General features: G+C 56.6%; 21 protein-coding genes. 20 read left to right on the top strand and 1 reads right to left on the bottom strand.

The genetic code is table 11. The features are described from left to right. Positions 1 to 196: 196 nt before the first annotated feature. The gene (locus ACYU70_RS14090; RefSeq protein ID WP_342297517.1) at positions 197 to 919 is read right to left on the bottom strand and encodes a hypothetical protein; all 723 of its coding nucleotides are present in this window, start codon (positions 917 to 919) and stop codon (positions 197 to 199) included. 195 nt (positions 920 to 1114) lie between these two features. Between ACYU70_RS14090 and lepB the strand changes: the two genes are divergently transcribed. From lepB to ACYU70_RS13990, 20 genes are all read left to right on the top strand, one after another. Further along, the gene (gene lepB / locus ACYU70_RS14085) at positions 1115 to 2281 is read left to right on the top strand and encodes a signal peptidase I (protein WP_342297515.1); all 1167 of its coding nucleotides are present in this window, start codon (positions 1115 to 1117) and stop codon (positions 2279 to 2281) included. Positions 2282 to 2435: 154 nt separating this feature from the next. Beyond that, positions 2436 to 3116: a metallophosphoesterase gene (locus tag ACYU70_RS14080; protein ID WP_342297514.1), complete on the top strand. Its 681-nt coding sequence runs from the start codon at positions 2436 to 2438 to the stop codon at positions 3114 to 3116. A gap of 254 nt (positions 3117 to 3370) precedes the next feature. Next, entirely contained in the window at positions 3371 to 3769 is a 399-nt protein-coding gene (gene rpsH, locus ACYU70_RS14075; RefSeq protein WP_068191741.1) for a 30S ribosomal protein S8, read from the top strand. 27 nt (positions 3770 to 3796) lie between these two features. Beyond that, positions 3797 to 4351 (top strand): 50S ribosomal protein L6, encoded by a 555-nt coding sequence (gene rplF, locus ACYU70_RS14070; protein WP_342297511.1) that lies wholly within the window; start codon positions 3797 to 3799, stop codon positions 4349 to 4351. Between the two features lie 9 nt (positions 4352 to 4360). Next, positions 4361 to 4711 (top strand): 50S ribosomal protein L18, encoded by a 351-nt coding sequence (rplR, locus tag ACYU70_RS14065; protein WP_342297509.1) that lies wholly within the window; start codon positions 4361 to 4363, stop codon positions 4709 to 4711. Positions 4712 to 4801: 90 nt separating this feature from the next. After that, positions 4802 to 5293, top strand: coding sequence for a 30S ribosomal protein S5 (rpsE, locus tag ACYU70_RS14060; protein WP_035567955.1), 492 nt, complete (start codon positions 4802 to 4804; stop codon positions 5291 to 5293). A 5-nt stretch (positions 5294 to 5298) separates the two neighbouring features. After that, positions 5299 to 5478: a 50S ribosomal protein L30 gene (gene rpmD / locus ACYU70_RS14055; protein WP_035567880.1), complete on the top strand. Its 180-nt coding sequence runs from the start codon at positions 5299 to 5301 to the stop codon at positions 5476 to 5478. Positions 5479 to 5491: 13 nt separating this feature from the next. Then, the gene (rplO, locus tag ACYU70_RS14050) at positions 5492 to 5941 is read left to right on the top strand and encodes a 50S ribosomal protein L15 (RefSeq protein ID WP_342297508.1); all 450 of its coding nucleotides are present in this window, start codon (positions 5492 to 5494) and stop codon (positions 5939 to 5941) included. 15 nt (positions 5942 to 5956) lie between these two features. Further along, positions 5957 to 7276 carry a preprotein translocase subunit SecY gene (gene secY / locus ACYU70_RS14045; protein WP_342297506.1) on the top strand — a complete coding sequence of 440 codons (1320 nt, stop codon included), beginning with the start codon at positions 5957 to 5959 and terminating at the stop codon, positions 7274 to 7276. Positions 7277 to 7282: 6 nt separating this feature from the next. Next, complete coding sequence (map, locus tag ACYU70_RS14040) at positions 7283 to 8068, top strand: type I methionyl aminopeptidase (RefSeq protein ID WP_342297504.1); 786 nt, start codon at positions 7283 to 7285, stop codon at positions 8066 to 8068. Positions 8069 to 8073: 5 nt separating this feature from the next. Continuing rightward, positions 8074 to 8292 (top strand): translation initiation factor IF-1, encoded by a 219-nt coding sequence (gene infA, locus ACYU70_RS14035; protein WP_035567874.1) that lies wholly within the window; start codon positions 8074 to 8076, stop codon positions 8290 to 8292. A gap of 21 nt (positions 8293 to 8313) precedes the next feature. Further along, complete coding sequence (gene rpmJ / locus ACYU70_RS14030) at positions 8314 to 8430, top strand: 50S ribosomal protein L36 (RefSeq protein ID WP_046246595.1); 117 nt, start codon at positions 8314 to 8316, stop codon at positions 8428 to 8430. Between the two features lie 111 nt (positions 8431 to 8541). After that, positions 8542 to 8919 carry a 30S ribosomal protein S13 gene (gene rpsM, locus ACYU70_RS14025; RefSeq protein ID WP_196291020.1) on the top strand — a complete coding sequence of 126 codons (378 nt, stop codon included), beginning with the start codon at positions 8542 to 8544 and terminating at the stop codon, positions 8917 to 8919. Between the two features lie 154 nt (positions 8920 to 9073). Continuing rightward, positions 9074 to 9466, top strand: coding sequence for a 30S ribosomal protein S11 (gene rpsK / locus ACYU70_RS14020; RefSeq protein WP_035567868.1), 393 nt, complete (start codon positions 9074 to 9076; stop codon positions 9464 to 9466). Positions 9467 to 9492: 26 nt separating this feature from the next. Continuing rightward, entirely contained in the window at positions 9493 to 10098 is a 606-nt protein-coding gene (gene rpsD / locus ACYU70_RS14015) for a 30S ribosomal protein S4 (RefSeq protein ID WP_210521201.1), read from the top strand. 90 nt (positions 10099 to 10188) lie between these two features. Continuing rightward, the gene (locus tag ACYU70_RS14010) at positions 10189 to 11178 is read left to right on the top strand and encodes a DNA-directed RNA polymerase subunit alpha (protein ID WP_342297490.1); all 990 of its coding nucleotides are present in this window, start codon (positions 10189 to 10191) and stop codon (positions 11176 to 11178) included. A 170-nt stretch (positions 11179 to 11348) separates the two neighbouring features. After that, on the top strand, positions 11349 to 11909 hold the full coding sequence (rplQ, locus tag ACYU70_RS14005) for a 50S ribosomal protein L17 (RefSeq protein ID WP_342297489.1): 561 nt from the start codon (positions 11349 to 11351) through the stop codon (positions 11907 to 11909). Positions 11910 to 12155: 246 nt separating this feature from the next. Continuing rightward, positions 12156 to 13427, top strand: a complete 1272-nt coding sequence (eno, locus tag ACYU70_RS14000; protein WP_342297487.1) for a phosphopyruvate hydratase — start codon at positions 12156 to 12158, stop codon at positions 13425 to 13427. A 75-nt stretch (positions 13428 to 13502) separates the two neighbouring features. Continuing rightward, positions 13503 to 13820, top strand: coding sequence for an FtsB family cell division protein (locus tag ACYU70_RS13995; RefSeq protein WP_342297484.1), 318 nt, complete (start codon positions 13503 to 13505; stop codon positions 13818 to 13820). A gap of 109 nt (positions 13821 to 13929) precedes the next feature. Then, on the top strand, positions 13930 to 18300 hold the full coding sequence (locus ACYU70_RS13990) for a CARDB domain-containing protein (RefSeq protein ID WP_342297483.1): 4371 nt from the start codon (positions 13930 to 13932) through the stop codon (positions 18298 to 18300). The last annotated feature ends 1 nt before the right edge of the window (position 18301 follow it).

The following is an 18301-nucleotide window of genomic DNA, read 5'->3' as shown; positions in this document are numbered from 1 at the left end:
TGCTTTAGGTGAACGGGGTTTTTACAGAGGCTTCCGGAAATCCAGAAGTACCCGCAAAACGTTTTTCGGAGGCCTTCGAATTTCCAGGGGCTCTGTAAAACGCTCTATGGGACCTTCTGAATTTCCAGAAGCATTGAAAACCATTTTACGGGCACCTCTGAAAATTTGGAGGTGTCGGTAGAACACTTGATGGCTGCTAAGCTGAGGCCAGGGCTGTCGCTTCCTCATCGGAGGAGCGGTAGGAGGGGGGCAGCACCGAAAAGTCGAAGTATTCGGCCACGCGCTCGGGCGTTCTGTAGTAGTGGGCCAAGAGGGCGGCGTACACGCCGAATAACTCCGTGAGAATATCGGTTTCGCCGGCATCGAGGTCGGTACCGGCGGTTTTGACTTGCTTCTTGCGCTGGTCCTGCTGCTGGCGGGCCAGGGTGTAGTTGGTGTTCAGCGTCTGGGCATCTTTGAGCAAAGCCGCACCTTGCGGCACGTCGTCCTTATGCAGCGTCAGGGTTTTGACGAAGGCAGCGAAGGCGGTTCCCATCGTTTGGCGCGAGGCGCCCGAAAACTGCGAGCGGCCCTCGGGGAAGAATTTCTTGAACAGCTCCGGCGCGGTTTCTTCGAGCGCGGCGAAATTGACTTTATAGGCCCGCTTCATGAACTGCTGTACGAGGCCGAAAGCCGTTTCGGCCAGCAAGGTTTGGGAGCCGCGGCCGGCGCTGGCCCCGGCCTGGCCCACAAGGCCGGTTTCGAAGCCGTCATAGAGGGGTTGGAGCAGGTCGATTTTCTCCTGCCACTGCTTGTCATCCTGCTGCAGGGCTTGCAGGGTGTAGCCGGTGATGGATTTCAAATCCTGCCGCGACACGACGAGGTGCAGCAGCCAGTTGCGGAATTTGCGGCTGAAAAGCTTGTTGGGGGATTTGGCCATTGGGAATAGGGTAAATAAACCACGGGCATTGTTGCCCGCAGGCGCATCAATAGTAGGCAGGAAATGCTGGGGAATAGGGGAGGGGCGGGGCTATACCGTCCTACCGTACTATTTGGGCTGTTGGTGCGTTAGAGCAACCCTTGTTGCTGCGGCGCGGCCGTGGCTATTGTCTTACCCACTCTTCAGCCGAAACCCATGCGGATACCCTTCTTCCAAACCAAACGCACCACTCCCTGCCCCGCGCCCAAGCCGCCCAAAACCAAAACCCGGGAGTGGGCCGACTCGCTGATTTTTGCGATTGTGGCGGCCACGCTGCTCCGCTGGTCGGCGGTGGAGGCCTACACCATCCCTTCGGAAAGCATGGAGGGCACCCTGCTGGTGGGCGATTACCTGTTCGTGAGCAAGCTGCACTACGGCCCCATCACGCCCCAAACGCCCTTACAGGTGCCCCTCACGCACCAAACTCTCTGGGAGAAAGGGCCGCCAAGCTATTGCGACCTCATTCAGCTGCCCACCTACCGCTTCCCGGGGTTCAGCTCGGTGCAGCGCAACGATATCGTGGTCTTTCATGTGCCGCACGAGCCGCAACGACCCGCCGACCTGCGCACCAACCTCATCAAGCGCTGCATCGCAGTAGCCGGCGACACCCTGGAAATACGCAACGGCCAGGTGTTCCTCAATGGCCAGCCGGGCGCGGTAGCCGGCCAGCCCCAAACCACCTACTTCATGGCCGTGCCCGCGCCCAACGATGAAATCCGCCAAGCCCTGCGCGAGCACGGCGTGGTCGATTACCGCGAGCCCGATGGTATTCCCCAGGTCGTGGCCGACCCAACTACCGGGCAGTCGGGCTTCGTCATCAGCTGCCCTGCTGCGGTGGCCAGCTACTTCCGGCAGCAGCCCTACGTGAAAGCCCTGACCGTGCTGCCCTACGAGGTCCAGCTATTCCCCGATGCGGCCGATTTTGATGTCTCAACCGCTGCCAGTGTCGCGCCCAACCATTGGCAACTCGACAGCTACGGCCCATTGCCCGTGCCGAAGAAGGGACAGAATATTACTCTGACGCCAGCCAATGCGGCAGTCTACTACAAAATCGTGTCGCAATACGAGCACAACCAAGGCATCAGCTGGAAGGACGGCATGATTCAGCAAAACGGCCAGCCGCTGACGCACTACACCATCAAGCAGAACTACTACTTCATGATGGGCGACAACCGCCACAACTCCGAAGACTCCCGCTTCTGGGGCTTCGTACCCGAAGACCACATTGTGGGCAAGGCCATATTAGTCTGGCTTTCCCTCGACCCCAACGCCGACTTCCTGCACAAAATCCGGTGGAGCCGCTTGTTCCGCTCCATTAGTTAAACTGCCGTAGCCAGTTAGCTAAAACAGAAACAGGGTTGCCCGTTCATCGGTGCGACCCTGTTTCTGTTTTCAAACAGTTTCATTTGAAACGCAAGCCGCGCCTATTTTTAAGCTGTCCGTATTCCATAGCGAAAGCATCAACAATCCCACGAGCATGGAAACCTACGTTATCGGTGATATCCACGGCGCTGCACGTGCCCTCGACCAGGTACTGGAGCGCAGCCCCTTCCGCCCCGGCATCGACCGTCTCATCCAGCTCGGCGACGTGGCCGACGGCTGGCCCGAAACCCCCGCCTGCGTCGAGCGCCTGCTCAGCATCCCCAACAGCATCTGGCTACAAGGCAACCACGACTGGTGGGCCTCCGAATGGCTGGCCACCCAACTCCCATTGGAAGACGTGAGCCAAAGCTGGTATCGACAAGGCGGAAAAGCCACTTTCGATGCCTACCAGTACTTATCACGGTCGGGGCGGTACCAGCACTTTGAATCATTTTTCTGTGAGCAGCTTCCCTACTTCGAGGACGAAGCCAACAACCTCTACATGCACGGCGGCTACGACCCTACCCGCCCCATCGCCGAGCAGGACCCCTATGACCTGATTTGGAACCGCGACCTCTGGAGTGGCAACCAAACTGCCACGGGCTACCACGAATGCTTTATCGGGCACACGTCCACCTGGTCCTACAAGGAAGTCCCCTGCCATACCCACAATGTCTGGAACCTCGACCAGGGTGCAGGCTATAATGGCCGTCTGAGTATGCTGAATGTGCGCACCAAAGAGTTTGTGCAAAGCGACCCGGTGCCCGAGCTATACCCCGGTGTGAAGGGCAGATAAGCGCCGACAGTCGATACTGTAATGGGAATTTCCGCAGCCCACTTGCAAAAGCCCTGTAAGCCTGCTACCTTTGCACTCCCAAAACCCCGAGGCTTGCCTCAAAAACCTTTGGCAGGTTGCCAAAAGAAACCATTGGCTGTGCCGTCGCCGGACATGCCAAGTAGTCTTAACCGAAATTTCGTTGGTCCCGTTGGGCACCCGGCGAAATTTTCTTATCTTTGCGCTCCGAAAAAAGCGGACGTATTTAATAAATAATGAACACTGACCCCATTGCCGACTACCTGACCCGGGTACGCAACGCCATCAAGGCGAACCACCGGGTGGTAGAAATCCCGGCCAGCAACATCAAAAAGGAAATCACGAAAGTGCTGTACCACAAAGGGTACATCCAGTCGTACCGTTTTGATGATTCGTCGGTTCAGGGCACCATCAAAATTGCTCTGAAGTACAACCCGACCACGAAGGCGCCCGCCATCACCAAGCTGCAGCGCGTTTCGACGCCCGGCTTGCGTCAGTACGTGGCCGCCGACAACCTGCCCCGCGTCCTCAGCGGCCTGGGTGTCGCCATCATCTCGACCTCGAAAGGCGTGATGACGGAGAAAGAGTGCAAAACCGAGAACGTGGGCGGCGAGGTGCTGTGCTACGTGTACTAGTCCGGAACCGCTTTAGCAAATTCAATTATGTCACGTATTGGTAAACTGCCGATTTCCGTCCCCGCCGGGGTCGCTATTTCGGTCGACAAAGACAACGCGGTGACGGTGAAAGGCCCTAAAGGCACGCTCACTACGCAAGTAGACCGCGATATCACCGTAGCCATCGAAGACGGCACCCTCACGGTAACCCGTCCCACCGAGCAGAAGCGCCACAAGGCCATGCACGGCCTCTACCGCTCACTCATCAACAACATGGTGGAAGGCGTAAGCAAAGGCTTCGAGAAGAAGTTGGAGCTGGTAGGTGTAGGTTACAAAGCCTCGCTGGTAGGCAGCACGCTGGAGCTGGCCCTAGGCTACTCGCACAACGTGTACATCGCCCTGCCGGGTGAAGTAACGGCTACCGCTGTTACCGACAAAGGCAAAAACCCGATTGTCACGCTCAACAGCATCGACAATCAGTTGCTGGGCCAAGTGGCCGCCAAAATTCGTTCCTTGCGTAAAGTCGAGCCTTACAAAGGCAAAGGCGTGCGTTTCGTGGGCGAAATCATCCGTCGCAAAGCTGGTAAAACGGCCTCTAAATAAATTCGCATTATGGCTTTTGATAAAGCAACTCGCCGCAAGCGGATTCAGCGCATCATCCGTACCAAGGTGGCTGGCACCTCCGAGCGGCCCCGGCTGTCGGTGTTCCGTAGCAATACGGGCATTTACGCTCAAATTATCGACGACACGACCGGCCGCACGCTGGCTGCTGCCACGTCGAAAAAAGTAACGGCCGAGGGTGGCAATGGCGTGGCTTTGGCCGCCGCCGTAGGCCGTCAGGTAGCCGCCGTTGCCCTGGAGAAAGGCATCACGAAAGTGGTGTTCGACCGCTCGGGCTACCTCTACCACGGTCGCGTAAAATCATTGGCTGAAGGTGCTCGCGAAGGCGGCCTCAATTTCTAAACTATCATGGCGCAAGAACGCGACAACAATCGTCCTGGCGGAGACCGTCAGCGCAGCAACGACCGCGACCGGAACAAGGACAACTCCCGCATGGGTGCTGACTCCGACTTCAAAGAAAAAGTAGTAGCCATCAACCGCGTAGCGAAGGTGGTGAAAGGCGGTCGCCGCTTTAGCTTCTCTGCCATCGTGGTAGTAGGCGACGGCAACGGCAACGTAGGCTACGGCCTCGGCAAAGCCAACGAAGTAACCGACGCCATTGCCAAAGGCATTGACGACGCCAAGAAGAACGTGGTGAAAGTGCCGATGTACAAGCACACCGTTCCTCACCTCATGGAAGGCCGCTACGGCGGTGGTTTCGTGCTCATCCAGCCCGCAGCGGCTGGTACGGGTGTAATCGCCGGCGGTGCAATGCGCGCCGTATTCGAGAGCGCCGGTATCAAGGATGTGCTGGCGAAGTCGAAAGGCTCGTCGAACCCTCACAACGTGGTTAAAGCTACGTTTGCAGCCCTCGCCAAAATGCGCGACCCGTTGCAAATCGCTCAAGCCCGTGGTATTTCTTTGGCCCGCGTTTTTAACGGTTAATTGACATGGCACAAATTCAAGTAAAGCTCGTGCGCAGCGCCATTGACCGCCCCGAGCGTCAGAAGCGCACCGTTCAGTCCCTCGGCCTGAACAAACTCAACAGCACTGCTACCCACGAAGTGAACCCGTCCGTTATGGGCATGGTTAAAAGCGTGCAGCACCTGCTCCTAGTAACCGAACTGTAAGACTAGTATCGTCATGCTCAATCTCAGCAATTTATCGCCCGCCTACGGCTCGACTAAAAACGAGAAGCGGATTGGCCGGGGCGAAGGCTCCACGCGCGGTGGCACGTCGACCCGTGGTCACAAAGGCGCCAAGTCGCGTTCGGGCTACAAGCGCAAGTCCGGCTTTGAAGGTGGCCAAATGCCCCTCCAGCGTCGTGTGCCTAAGTTCGGCTTCACGAACATCAACCGTGTAGAGTATAAAGCCATCAACCTCGATGCGCTCGCTACCCTCCTCGAAAAAAACAGCGCCACTACGATGGATGCTGCCTACTTCGTGGCTAACGGCCTGGTTTCCAAGAACGCTAAAATCAAAATCCTCGGTCGCGGCGAAATCGCCACGGCAGTAGAAGTTCATGCTCACGCATTCTCGAAGTCGGCTGTTGAAGCCATCGAGAAAGCTGGCGGCAAAGCGGTAACGCTCTAAAAGCTACCTTCGGCAATGAATAAGTTTATCGAGTCGATAAAAAACATTTTTGCGATTGAGGATTTGCGTACGCGAATCCTCAATACGCTTTTCTTCATTGCCATCTATCGCCTCGGCGTGTACGTGGTGCTGCCGGGCGTGGACCCCACCCAACTCAAGACGGGTGCCCAGGGTCTGTTTGGCATTCTGGATACGCTGCTCGGCGGCGCATTCAGCCACGCGTCGATTTTCGCACTGGGCATCATGCCGTATATCTCGGCGTCTATCGTGTTGCAGCTGCTCACGATTGCTGTGCCTTACTTTCAGAAGCTCCAGAAGGAAGGCGAGTCGGGACGTAAGAAAATCAACCAGTACACCCGGATTCTTACGATTCCGATTGTATTGGCCCAATCGGTTGGCTTTATCGCCACGATTAACGCTGAGGCCATCATCAACCCCGGCACATTCTTCACCGTTTCGACCATGATTATCATCACGGCCGGCACGTTGTTCTGCATGTGGCTGGGCGAGAAAATCACGGACAAAGGCATCGGCAACGGTATCTCCATGATTATCATGATTGGCATCGTATCGCGTCTCCCCGGTGCCATCATCGGTGAAGCCGCTGCTAAAGGCGTGAACAAGTCCCTGATTTTCCTGCTGGAAATGGTGGTGCTGTTCCTAGTGGTAATGGCGGTTATCGTGCTCACGCAAGCTGTTCGCCGCATCGCGGTGCAGTACGCTAAGCAGGTAGGCGGCACCACGCAGCTTGATGCGCAACGTCAGTTCATTCCCCTCAAGGTGAATGCGGCCGGCGTAATGCCCATCATTTTCGCGCAGTCGCTGATGTTCGTGCCCGCCATTGTGGCGTCGGTATGGCAGAACCAGAGTGATACCGCCAGCTACATCGGCGTGAAGTTCTCGGACTACACTTCGTGGCAGTACAACCTGACCTTCGGCCTGCTGATTATCATCTTCACCTACTTCTACACGGCCATCAGCGTCAATCCTAACCAAATTGCCGATGACCTGAAGCGGAGCGGTGGTTTCGTACCCGGTGTGAAGCCAGGCCGTGAGACCTCGGAGTACATCGATGAAATCCTGACGCGTGTAACGCTGCCGGGTGCTGTAGCGCTGGCGCTGATTGCCATTTTCCCGGCCATCGCCCTGTTGCTTGGCGTAACTCGTCCGTTCTCGGCTTTCTATGGCGGTACGTCGCTCATCATCATGGTGGGTGTGGTACTCGACACGGTGAACCAGGTGCAGAGCTACTTGCTGATGCAGCACTACGACGGCATGATGAAATCGGGCAAACTGCGCGGTCGCACGGCCCAGCCCATTTCGATAGCCTCGTAAGTAGCAATGGCAAAAGGTCCGATTCAATACAAGACCGAAGAAGAGATTGACCTCATCCGGGCCAGTGCGCTAGTGCTGGCTAAGGCTCACGGCGAAGTCGCGAGCATGATTAAGGAAGGAGTGACGACGCGGCAGCTTGATAAGCGCGCAGAAGAATTCATCCGGGACAACGGTGGGGTACCGTCCTTCAAAGGCTACAATAAGTTTCCCTACAGCCTGTGCCTCTCGCCGAACTCGGTGGTGGTGCACGGGTTTGCCACCGACGAGCCGCTGAAAAGTGGCGACGTGCTATCGGTGGACTGCGGGGTTTTCCTGAATGGCTTTCATTCAGATAGTGCTTACACTTACCCAATCGGGGAGGTGGCGCCGGAAGTACTCACGCTGCTCAAGGAAACGAAAGCATCGCTGTACAAAGGCATCGAACAAGCCGTGAGCGGCAACCGCGTGGGTGATATCAGCTACGCTATCCAGAACCATGTAAGTCCCTTGGGCTATGGGGTGGTGCGCGAGTTGGTCGGTCACGGAGTTGGCGCGAAGCTGCACGAGAGTCCCGATGTGCCGAACTACGGCAAACGGGGTTCCGGGCCGCTCTTGCAAACGGGTTTGGTCATCGCCATTGAGCCGATGGTGAACCTGGGTAAGAAGGACGTGGTGCAGGAGGCGGATGGCTGGACTATCCGCACCCGAGACCGCAAGCCCTCGGCGCACTTCGAGCACACCGTAGTAGTTAGAAAAGAAAAGGCGGAGATTCTCACCTCCTTTGAATACATCGAAAAAGCATTGCAGCAGTAGCCCTTATGGCAAAACAAGCCTCGATTGAGCAGGACGGAACCATCCTGGAAGCCCTTTCTAACGCCATGTTCCGCGTGGAATTGGAGAACGGTCACCAGCTGATTGCCCACATTTCGGGCAAGATGCGGATGCACTACATCAAGATTCTGCCCGGCGACAAGGTGAAACTGGAAATGTCGCCCTACGACTTGTCGAAGGGCCGGATTAAGTATCGTTATAAATAAACCCGTTTCCCTTCACAGGTCATGAAAGTAAAAACCTCGGTGAAAAAGCGTAGCGTGGACTGCAAACTGGTCCGCCGTAATGGCAAGCTCTACGTCATCAACAAGAAAAACCCACGCTTCAAGCAGCGTCAGGGTTAATTCAATTTTTAGAACCCCGGAACCTTGGGTACTGGGTCGTTGGTTGTTAGCCTTCGGCCCGCCTTCCAAGTAGTTGCCGGGTTTCTGTCCGCAAACACATAACCACACACAATGGCTCGTATCGCAGGGGTTGATATCCCGGACAACAAGCGCGGCGAAATTTCGCTGACTTATATTTTCGGCATTGGCCGGAGCAACGCCAGCAAGATTCTGGTAAAAGCTGGCGTCGACGTCAACAAGAAGGTGAAGGACTGGACCGACGAGGAGTCGGGTGCCGTCCGCGCCATCATTGCCGCCGAGCACAAGACTGAGGGCGTGCTGCGCTCGGAAGTAACGACGAACATCAAGCGTTTGATGGACATCGGCTGCTACCGTGGTCTGCGTCACCGCAAAGGTCTGCCGGTTCGTGGTCAGCGCACCAAGAACAACTCGCGTACCCGCAAGGGCAAGCGCAAAACGGTGGCCGGCAAGAAGAAGGCAACCAAATAATTCATAACCGGGAATCAGGAATTAGTAGTAAGTATCAAGTAGCAAGTAGTAAGACGAAGATGGCTGCGCGAATGCGTTCCAAACCAATCTTACTACTTACTACTAGCTACTTACTACTGACCCTAACACCTCCCGCATTTTTTGCGATAACCAAATGGCACAAAAAAGAAAAGACAAAGCCAAGAAGCGCGTTGTCGTGGTGGAGCAGGTGGGCCAGGTACACATCCGTGCCTCGTTCAACAACATCATCATCTCCATCACCAACAACAACGGTCAAGTTATTTCGTGGGCTTCGGCCGGCAAAATGGGCTTCCGCGGTTCGAAGAAAAACACGCCCTACGCCGCTCAAATGGCGATGAGCGACTGCGGCAAAGTGGCCCACGACCTGGGCATGCGCAAAGCCGAAGTGTTCGTAAAAGGTCCAGGCTCGGGCCGTGAGTCGGCCATCCGCGCCCTCGGCAACGTGGGCATTGAGGTGACCACCATCCGCGACGTAACGCCGCTGCCGCACAACGGCTGCCGCCCCCCCAAGCGTCGTCGCGTTTAGTTTTCCACTTCAGAAATTAGATTACAATGGCACGTTATACCGGCCCTACCTCAAAAATTGCCCGTCGCTTCAACGAGCCGATTTTCGGCCCGAGCAAAGCGCTCAACAAGAAAGCCTATCCTCCGGGCCAGCACGGCCGTGGCCGTCGCAAGAAGCAGTCGGAGTACGCTGTCCAGCTGATGGAGAAGCAGAAGGTGAAGTACATGTACGGCATGTTGGAGAAGCAATTCGAAAACCTGTTCCACAAAGCAGCAGCCCTCCCCGGCATCACCGGCGACAACCTGCTCGCCCTGCTGGAAGCCCGTCTGGACAACGCCGTGTACCGTTTGGGCATTGCCTCGACGCGTCGCGCTGCCCGCCAGCTCGTTGGTCACAAGCACATCACCGTGAACGGTGAAGTGGTGAACATCCCTTCGTACCACCTCCGTCCCGGCGACATTGTGGCCGTGCGTGAGAAGTCGAAGTCACTGGAAGCCATCACCACGAGCCTGTCGGTTCGCAACTCGCGCCAGTTCTCGTGGCTGGAGTGGGACGGCAAGGAGTTGGCTGGCAAGTTCATCAACGCCCCCGCCCGTGAGCTGATTCCGGAGAAAATCACCGAGCAGCTCATCGTCGAACTGTATTCGAAGTAAATAGCGCTACTGGTAGCGGCCCGGCAATTTGTCGGGCCGCTCTTGTGCGTATACTTCACCCCCATTTTTTACATTTTTTACGCCCCACATATGTCAATCTTAGCTTTTCAGATGCCGGAGAAAGTGGTGATGGAGAAATCCGACGACTTCACCGGGACGTTTGAATTTAAGCCGCTCGAGAAGGGCTACGGCGTCACCATCGGCAATGCGCTGCGTCGCATTCTGTTGTCGTCGCTGGAGGGTTTCGCCATCACGTCGGTACGCACTAGCAGCGTATTGCACGAGTTTTCGACCATCGAAGGGGTGATTGAGGACATGTCCGAAATCATCCTGAACCTGAAAATGGTTCGCTTCAAGAAGGTGAGCGACGCCATCTCGGATAAAATTACGGTGCGCGTGAAAGGCCAGGATACCTTCTCGGGCGCTGATATTGCCAAGTTCGCCAGCGGCTTCGAAGTGCTGAACCCCGACCACGTTATCGCTCATTTGGACCCCAGCACCGAGTTGGAGTTTGAGTTGACGATTGCCCGTGGCCGTGGCTATGTGCCCGCCGACGAGAACAAGCCGGCTGACCAGGTTTTCGGTCAGATTGCCATCGACGCTATCTACACGCCCATCAAGAACGTGAAGTACAGCATCGAGAACACCCGCGTGGAGCAGAAGACGGACTATGAGAAGCTCGTTATCGAGATTCAGACCGACGGTTCGATTCACCCGGAGGAAGCACTGAAAGGTGCGGCTAACATCCTCATTCAGCACTTCATGCTGTTCTCGGACAACACGATGACCCTCGAAGGTCCGCGCGTGACCGAAGATGAGCCGATTGATGAGGAAACCATGCAAATGCGCAAGATGCTCAAGACTCCCTTGGAGGACATGGAGCTCAGCGTACGCGCTAAGAACTGCCTCAAGGCTGCCGACATCAAGACGATGGGCGAATTGGTGCAGCTCGAAATTGCCGACATGATGAAGTTCCGCAACTTCGGCAAGAAGAGCCTGACCGAGCTGGAAAACCTCGTTGAAGAGCGTGGTTTGGAGTTTGGGATGGACCTGGGCAAGTATCGCCTGGACGAAGACTAGAATACATATTAACGATGTGCTGATTGGCTGGACTTGTCCGGCGGGTTAGCACATCTTCTTTTTTATCCATTTACTATTTCACCAGTGTGCCCCAGGGGCAGCGGTTCTAATGAGGCCTTAGAGGCCCGCCGTGGTCGCCGCCCGCAAGCACACACTTTTTCAAACGACCGATGCGTCACGGAAGAAAAATCAACCACCTGGGCCGGACTACCGCCCACCGCCACGCCATGTTGTCGAACATGTCGTCTTCGCTCATCCTCTACAAGCGCATCACCACCACGGTGGCTAAGGCTAAGGCCCTGCGTAAGTACATCGAGCCCCTGCTGACTAAGTCGAAAGACGATACCACGCACTCGCGTCGTATGGTTTTCGCTGCTTTGCAGGACAAGGAGTCGATTAAAGAATTGTTCGGGAACATTTCGAGCAAAATTGCAACCCGTCCCGGTGGCTACACTCGCATCCTGAAGCTGAGCGATACCCGTCTGGGTGACAACGCTGAGATGTGCATCATCGAGCTGGTTGACTTCAACGAGACCCTGATTGAGTCGAAGCAGGCTGCTACCGAGAAGGCTGCTGCTACTACCCGTCGTTCGCGTCGTGGTGGTAAGAAGGCTGCTGGCGATGACGCTACCACTTCGGCTACCGAAGTGAAAGCTGAAGCTGCTGCTCCTGCTGCCACGGAAGAAGCTGCTCCGGCTGCTGAAACCAAAGCTGACGAAACTGCTGCTTAAGTAACGCAAGTTACTAAGACCTGAAGAGGGACATGCCGTGAGGTGTGTCCCTCTTTTTTGTGCGAAAATTTCTGGGCGGCAACAGCAAACCATACTCCTTGCTAGGGCAGATTCAATCGTTAGCGCAGGCTATGCATACTGCCATTGAAGCCGCTCCAAAACGTTCTTTTAATGTACGAATCGTGCTTATGCCGGCTGATTCGCGTACGTTTGCAGCGTATTTAACTGTTTACAAAACGACTTGCTATGAGCTTCATCTCGCAAATTCACGCTCGCCAGATTTTTGATTCCCGCGGTAATCCGACGGTAGAAGTAGACGTTACGCTTGACTCCGGTGTAGTGGGCCGGGCGGCCGTTCCTTCGGGTGCCAGCACAGGCAAACACGAGGCTGTTGAGCTTCGCGACGACGACGCCAGTCAGTTTATGGGTAAGGGTGTGCTGAAGGCGGTGGAGAACGTCAATTCGCGCATTGCGGAGGAATTGGTTGGCTTCTCGGTGTACGAGCAGGCGCTGCTCGACAAAATCATGATTGAGCTGGACGGCACTCCGAACAAAGCCAATCTGGGTGCTAACGCGATTCTGGGCGTGAGCTTGGCGGCTGCCCGCGCTGCGGCGCAGGATGCGGGCATGCCGCTTTACCGCTACATTGGTGGGGTAGGGGCTTCGACCTTGCCGGTGCCGATGATGAACATCCTGAACGGTGGCTCGCACGCCGACAACTCGATTGACTTCCAGGAATTCATGATTATGCCGACCGGCGCTTCGTCTTTTTCGGAAGCGTTGCGTTGGGGTACGGAGATTTTTCACAACCTGAAGGCGGTGCTGAAAAAGCAGGGCTTTAGCACCAACGTGGGCGATGAAGGCGGCTTTGCGCCGAACATTAAGTCGAACGAGGACGCTATCAAAATCGTGTTGCAGGCCATTGAAACGGCTGGCTACCGCCCCGGCGAGGACGTGTTCATTGCGATGGATGCGGCCGTGTCGGAGTTCTACGAGGATGGCGTGTACCACTTCAAGAAGAGCACCGGTGACAAGCTGACTTCGAGCCAGATGGTGGACTACTGGGCTGATTGGGTGAAGAAATACCCCATCATCAGCCTGGAGGATGGCATGGACGAGGATGACTGGAGCGGCTGGAAGTCGCTGACGGAGCGCGTGGGCAAGCAGACCCAGCTGGTGGGCGACGATTTGTTCGTGACCAACGTGGACCGTTTGCAGCGTGGCATTGACGAGAACATCGCCAACGCCATCCTCATCAAAGTGAACCAGATTGGCACTTTGACCGAGACGATTGCGGCTGTGAACCTGGGCCGTCGTAATGGCTACAAGTCCATCATGAGCCACCGCTCGGGTGAGACGGAGGACAGCACGATTGCTGATTTGGCCGTGGCGCTGAATACCGGCCAGATTAAGACGGGCTCGGCTTCGCGCTCAGACCGGATGGCTAAGTACAACCAGTTGCTCCGCATTGAGGAGGAGTTAGGCGAGGTGGCGTACTTCCCCGGTAAGAAGATGTAATTATTTCAGTGATTAAGAGCACAAACGGCCAATTTCGCATTCGCGGAATTGGCCGTTTGTATTACCTTTATATCGATGAATCTACCTTTCTTCATTAGCCCGATACTTCGGGTGGTGCGCAGCTTCTATTTTTTGACCGGCGTGGGCTTTTTAGTCTGGATGCTGGTGTTCGATGCCAACGATGTGGGCAAACAGTTCGATATCTACCAGAAGTGGAAAGAACTGCGCAATGAGAAGCAATATTACCTCGACAATATTGAGGTGGTAAAAAAAGACCGGGCCGAACTAATGAGCTCGCCAGCATTGCTGGAAAAATTTGCGCGGGAAAAATATCTGATGAAACGCCCCGGTGAGGACGTATTCGTGCTGGTGCCCCAAAGCGAAAATCAATAGCGGAAAACTGCGGTAGCGCAACGGTATAACAATATCGTTGGGTGGAATCTGTTGTCTTCCCACTTCTGACATTACTACTAATTCCCTTTTCATTCCTAAACCTTTTCACATGAAACAATCCTACAATGCGATTTTCCGGAAACCTTTGCGCTGGTGCGTATTGGTGGCCGTGCTGCTCTGGAGCCAACTGGCGACTGCGCAGACCTACCTGCTGCCCGCCTCGGGCATGACTACTGTAACTACCTGCGCGGGCACGCTCTATGACGATGGCGGGCCGTCGGGAGCCTATTCGACCAACGCGCTGGGGGGCACTACGCTGGTGCCCGCCACGGCCGGCAATAAAATCCGGTTGCAATTCAGTCCGTTCAATATCGACCCTTACTACGATGTAGTACGGGTTTATGACGGCAGTTCGACCTCGGCCCCGTTGATTGGCGAGTACACCAACTACAATCTGCCCCCGGCTTCGATATATGCCACCAACGCGACGGGTAGCCTGACGGTGGTGCTCCAGAGCGACTACTACTACAGTTTTAGCGGCTTTGAGGCGGCCATTTCGTGCGTGACGACGGTGCCGCTGGCCGATTTGGCCGTGCAGGGAGCTTCGGTGAGCCCGCTGAGCACGGTGGCCGGCAATTCGGTGTCGCTGAGCTGCTCTATCTATAACATTGGGGCCGGGGTGGCTACCAGCAGCAACGTTGGCTATTATTTCTCGACGGATGCTACGCTGGATGCCAACGACGTATTACTGGGTAATTCGACGGGCTACGCACTGAACCCGGGTTTGTCGAGCAGCCGCTATGCCACGGTTACCATTCCGGCCACGACTGCTCCGGGCAGCTACTACATCCTGTTTGCCGGCGATTATCTGAGCCAGGTGAGCGAGAGCAACGAAAACAACAACGTGGCCTCGGTGAACGTGACGGTAACGGCTCCCAGCATTGACCTGACCATTTTGCAGCCTTCGGTGACGCCGACGACTACGGCCGTGGGCACCCCGATATCCATGAACTGCTCTATCCTGAACACGGGTAATGCCGTGGCGGCCAGCAGCAGCGTTGGTTTTTATATTTCGACCAATACCACGCTGGATGCCAATGACATCCTGTTGACTTCGCAGTACGGTGGGCCTCTCACGACGACGTATTCGTCGTCGCGCTACGGCACGGCGGCTATTCCGACGGGCCTGACGCCCGGGACGTACTACATCCTGTTTGTGGCCGACTATCAGGGCCAGGTAACGGAAACTAATGAGACGAACAACGTGGCGTCGGTTGCCATTACCGTAGCGCCTCCCGGCGTGGATTTGATAGTGCAGCAGCCGTCGCTCTATTACAACTCTACCGTGGCGGGTGGCACAGTGCAGGCTTCGGCATCGATATATAACCAAGGTAACGTGACGGCCACGAGCAGCACGATGGGCTTCTACCTGTCGACCAACACCACGCTGGATGCCAGCGACGTGTTGCTGTCGACCGTAACGGGTGGCTCACTGGCCGCCAACCTGGCTTCGTACCGCTCGGCCAACCTGACGGTGCCGCTGGGCACGGCGGCGGGCAGCTACTACGTGCTATTTGTGGCCGACCCCACGAACGTGGTGACGGAAACCAACGAAACCAACAACGTGAGCAGCTTGGCCCTGACGGTAATCGCGCCGACGATTGACTTGTCGGTGACCTACCCGTATGTATCGCCGACTACGGTGGCGGCGGGGGCAAGCGCCAGCACTTCCTGCTACCTCAACAACCTGGGCAATGCCGTGGCTAGTCCCGCCAATATTGGTTTCTACTTGTCGACGGACAACGTATTCAGCGCGAATGACGTGCTGGTGGGCAGCCAGACGAATACTTCGCTGTACGGCGGCGGTTACCTGAGCATTTACTCGACCATCGCGGTACCGACCGGCACTGCTTCGGGCACTTACTACCTGCTGTTCGTGGCCGACCCGGCTAATGCCGTGACGGAAACCAATGAGAACAACAACGTGGCCAGCACGACCCTGGTGGTGACGGCGCCGGGCATCGACCTGCAAATGAGCCAGGTGTATGCCTCACCTTACACCGTAGGCGCTGGCGGTGGGCTTACCCTGACTTCGTATATCTACAACACGGGCACCATCACCTCGCCAAGCAGCACGGTGGGCTATTACCTGTCGACGAACTCGACCCTGGATGCCAACGACGTACTGCTGACTACAGGGGTTGGAACCCAACTGGCAGCTAATGGCAGCTCGTACCGTAATGCTTCGGCTACAGTGCCGGTAGGTACGGCGGCGGGCTACTACTACGTGTTGTTCGTGGCCGACCCGGCCAACGCGGTGACGGAAACCAACGAAACCAACAACGTCGCCAGCACCACTATTCAGGTAGTTGCGCCGACGATTGATTTGTCGGTGACCTACCCGTATGTATCGCCCACTACGGTGGCGGCGGGGGCCAGTGCCAATGCTTCGTGCTACCTCAACAACCTGGGCAATAGCGCGGCCACCCCGGCCAACATCAACTTCTACTTGTCGACGGACAACGTATTCAGCGCGAATGACGTGCTGGTGGGCAGCCAGCCGAACAGCACGCTGAACGGCGGTGGCTACCTGAACATCTACTCGACTATTACCGTGCCGACCGGTACTGCTTCGGGCACGTATTATGTGCTGTTTGTGGCTGACCCGACCAACGCGGTGGCCGAAACCAATGAGAACAACAACGTGGCCAGCACTACTTTGGTGGTGACGGCGCCGGGCATCGACCTGCAAATGAGCCAAGTGTATGCCTCGCCTTATACGGTGAGCACGGGTTCAACGCTGAATTTCACTTCTTATATCTACAACACGGGCACCATCACCTCGCCAAGCAGCACGGTGGGCTACTACCTGTCGACGAACTCGACCCTGGATGCCAGCGACGTACTGCTGACTACAGGGGTTGGGACCCAGTTGGCGGCCAATGGCAGCTCGTATCGCACGGCTTCGGCTATTATTCCCACGGGCACAGCCCCGGGCTATTACTACGTGCTGTTCGTGGCCGACCCGGCCAACGCCGTGACCGAAACCAACGAAAACAACAACGTGGCTACTGCTAACATTCAGGTGGTTGCCCCGAGCATCGACCTGCAGATTACGCAGACGTATATGGGGCTCACCTCGGTAGCTCCTGGTACTTCGGTTGCGGTTACTTCCTACGTCTACAACGCGGGCAACACGCCCTCGCCGAGCAGCAACGTGGGCTACTACCTGTCGACGAACTCGACGCTGGATGCCAACGATGTGCTGATGAGCACGACCACCGGCGGCCAACTCGGTGCCTTCCAGGGGTTCACCTCGTATGGCAACGTGACTATTCCGACGGGTACCGCCGCTGGCAACTACTACCTGCTGGCCGTGGCCGACCCCACGAACGTGGTGACGGAAACCAACGAAACCAACAACGTGGCCTATTACTACTTCACGGTAACGGGCCCCTTCACGGGCATTGTCGTGCCTTTCTCGGGCACCAATACCGTGACCACCTGCAGCACGACGGTGTATGACCACGCTGGATTTGGCAACTACTCGGACAATGCCAACGGCACGCTGACCATCAACCCTGGCACGGCTAACAGCCGCATTCAGCTTTCGTTCAACTCGTTTGCGGTAGAGGCTTGCTGCGACCGGCTGATGATTTACGATGGACCGGACGCGCAGTCGCCGCTGCTGGCCACGCTGACGGGAATGCCCTCGCTGCCCATCATGGCTACCAACTCGACCGGTGCTCTGACGCTGGTGTTCACGAGCGATGCCAGCGTAGTAGGTTCGGGCTTCGATGCCACCGTGACTTGCGTAACTGCCCCCACGATTCTGCCCGACCTGCTGCTGACGCAGATTGGGGCTTCGCCTTCGTCGGTACCCGCCGGTGGCAACTTGTCATTGAGCGCTACCGTGGCCAACCAGGGCGGCGGCTCGGCGGCCAGCTCGGCCGTGGGCTATTACCTCTCGACCAACCAGACGCTGGATGCCAGCGACATTCTGCTGGGCAGCAGCGCCGGTACTTCGCTGGCATCCAGCGTGAGTGCCAACCGCCAGTTGGTGGCAGCCGTGCCGGCTAACACCACGCCGGGGGCTTACTACGTGCTGTTTGTGGCCGACCCGCTGAATGTGGTGACGGAAGCGAACGAAACCAACAACCTCGCATCATTGGCCGTGACGGTAACTCAGGGGCTCGCTGCTCGTGAGCAAACTGCCGGTTATAGCGTGGCCGTAGCGCCTAACCCCGTGGCCAATGGCAACGCCCTGCGCGTGCAAATGACCGGTGTAGGCGCTACCTGCACGGCTTCGGTCGACTTATTCAATGCCTTGGGGCAGCGGGTAAGCTCGCAGCAAATGCAGCTGGGCACCGGCCGCGCCAATCAGGCCGAGATTTCGACGCGCGGCCTGGCCACCGGGGTGTATGTGCTGCACCTCACGGGCACGAACCTGAACGTGACGCGCCGCGTGGTAATCGAATAAC

It is taken from the genome of Hymenobacter segetis (assembly GCF_054776495.1).
The sequence above is the reverse complement of the archived record's forward strand: the minus strand, read 5'-3'. Positions and strand labels throughout refer to the sequence as shown.

Coding starts and splice junctions, on each gene's coding strand:
- ACYU70_RS14090 (WP_342297517.1), bottom strand. CDS start 919: ATGGCCAAATCCCCCAACAAGCTTTTCAGCCGCAAATTCCGCAACTGG.
- lepB (WP_342297515.1), top strand. CDS start 1,115: ATGCGGATACCCTTCTTCCAAACCAAACGCACCACTCCCTGCCCCGCG.
- ACYU70_RS14080 (WP_342297514.1), top strand. CDS start 2,436: ATGGAAACCTACGTTATCGGTGATATCCACGGCGCTGCACGTGCCCTC.
- rpsH (WP_068191741.1), top strand. CDS start 3,371: ATGAACACTGACCCCATTGCCGACTACCTGACCCGGGTACGCAACGCC.
- rplF (WP_342297511.1), top strand. CDS start 3,797: ATGTCACGTATTGGTAAACTGCCGATTTCCGTCCCCGCCGGGGTCGCT.
- rplR (WP_342297509.1), top strand. CDS start 4,361: ATGGCTTTTGATAAAGCAACTCGCCGCAAGCGGATTCAGCGCATCATC.
- rpsE (WP_035567955.1), top strand. CDS start 4,802: ATGGGTGCTGACTCCGACTTCAAAGAAAAAGTAGTAGCCATCAACCGC.
- rpmD (WP_035567880.1), top strand. CDS start 5,299: ATGGCACAAATTCAAGTAAAGCTCGTGCGCAGCGCCATTGACCGCCCC.
- rplO (WP_342297508.1), top strand. CDS start 5,492: ATGCTCAATCTCAGCAATTTATCGCCCGCCTACGGCTCGACTAAAAAC.
- secY (WP_342297506.1), top strand. CDS start 5,957: ATGAATAAGTTTATCGAGTCGATAAAAAACATTTTTGCGATTGAGGAT.
- map (WP_342297504.1), top strand. CDS start 7,283: ATGGCAAAAGGTCCGATTCAATACAAGACCGAAGAAGAGATTGACCTC.
- infA (WP_035567874.1), top strand. CDS start 8,074: ATGGCAAAACAAGCCTCGATTGAGCAGGACGGAACCATCCTGGAAGCC.
- rpmJ (WP_046246595.1), top strand. CDS start 8,314: ATGAAAGTAAAAACCTCGGTGAAAAAGCGTAGCGTGGACTGCAAACTG.
- rpsM (WP_196291020.1), top strand. CDS start 8,542: ATGGCTCGTATCGCAGGGGTTGATATCCCGGACAACAAGCGCGGCGAA.
- rpsK (WP_035567868.1), top strand. CDS start 9,074: ATGGCACAAAAAAGAAAAGACAAAGCCAAGAAGCGCGTTGTCGTGGTG.
- rpsD (WP_210521201.1), top strand. CDS start 9,493: ATGGCACGTTATACCGGCCCTACCTCAAAAATTGCCCGTCGCTTCAAC.
- ACYU70_RS14010 (WP_342297490.1), top strand. CDS start 10,189: ATGTCAATCTTAGCTTTTCAGATGCCGGAGAAAGTGGTGATGGAGAAA.
- rplQ (WP_342297489.1), top strand. CDS start 11,349: ATGCGTCACGGAAGAAAAATCAACCACCTGGGCCGGACTACCGCCCAC.
- eno (WP_342297487.1), top strand. CDS start 12,156: ATGAGCTTCATCTCGCAAATTCACGCTCGCCAGATTTTTGATTCCCGC.
- ACYU70_RS13995 (WP_342297484.1), top strand. CDS start 13,503: ATGAATCTACCTTTCTTCATTAGCCCGATACTTCGGGTGGTGCGCAGC.
- ACYU70_RS13990 (WP_342297483.1), top strand. CDS start 13,930: ATGAAACAATCCTACAATGCGATTTTCCGGAAACCTTTGCGCTGGTGC.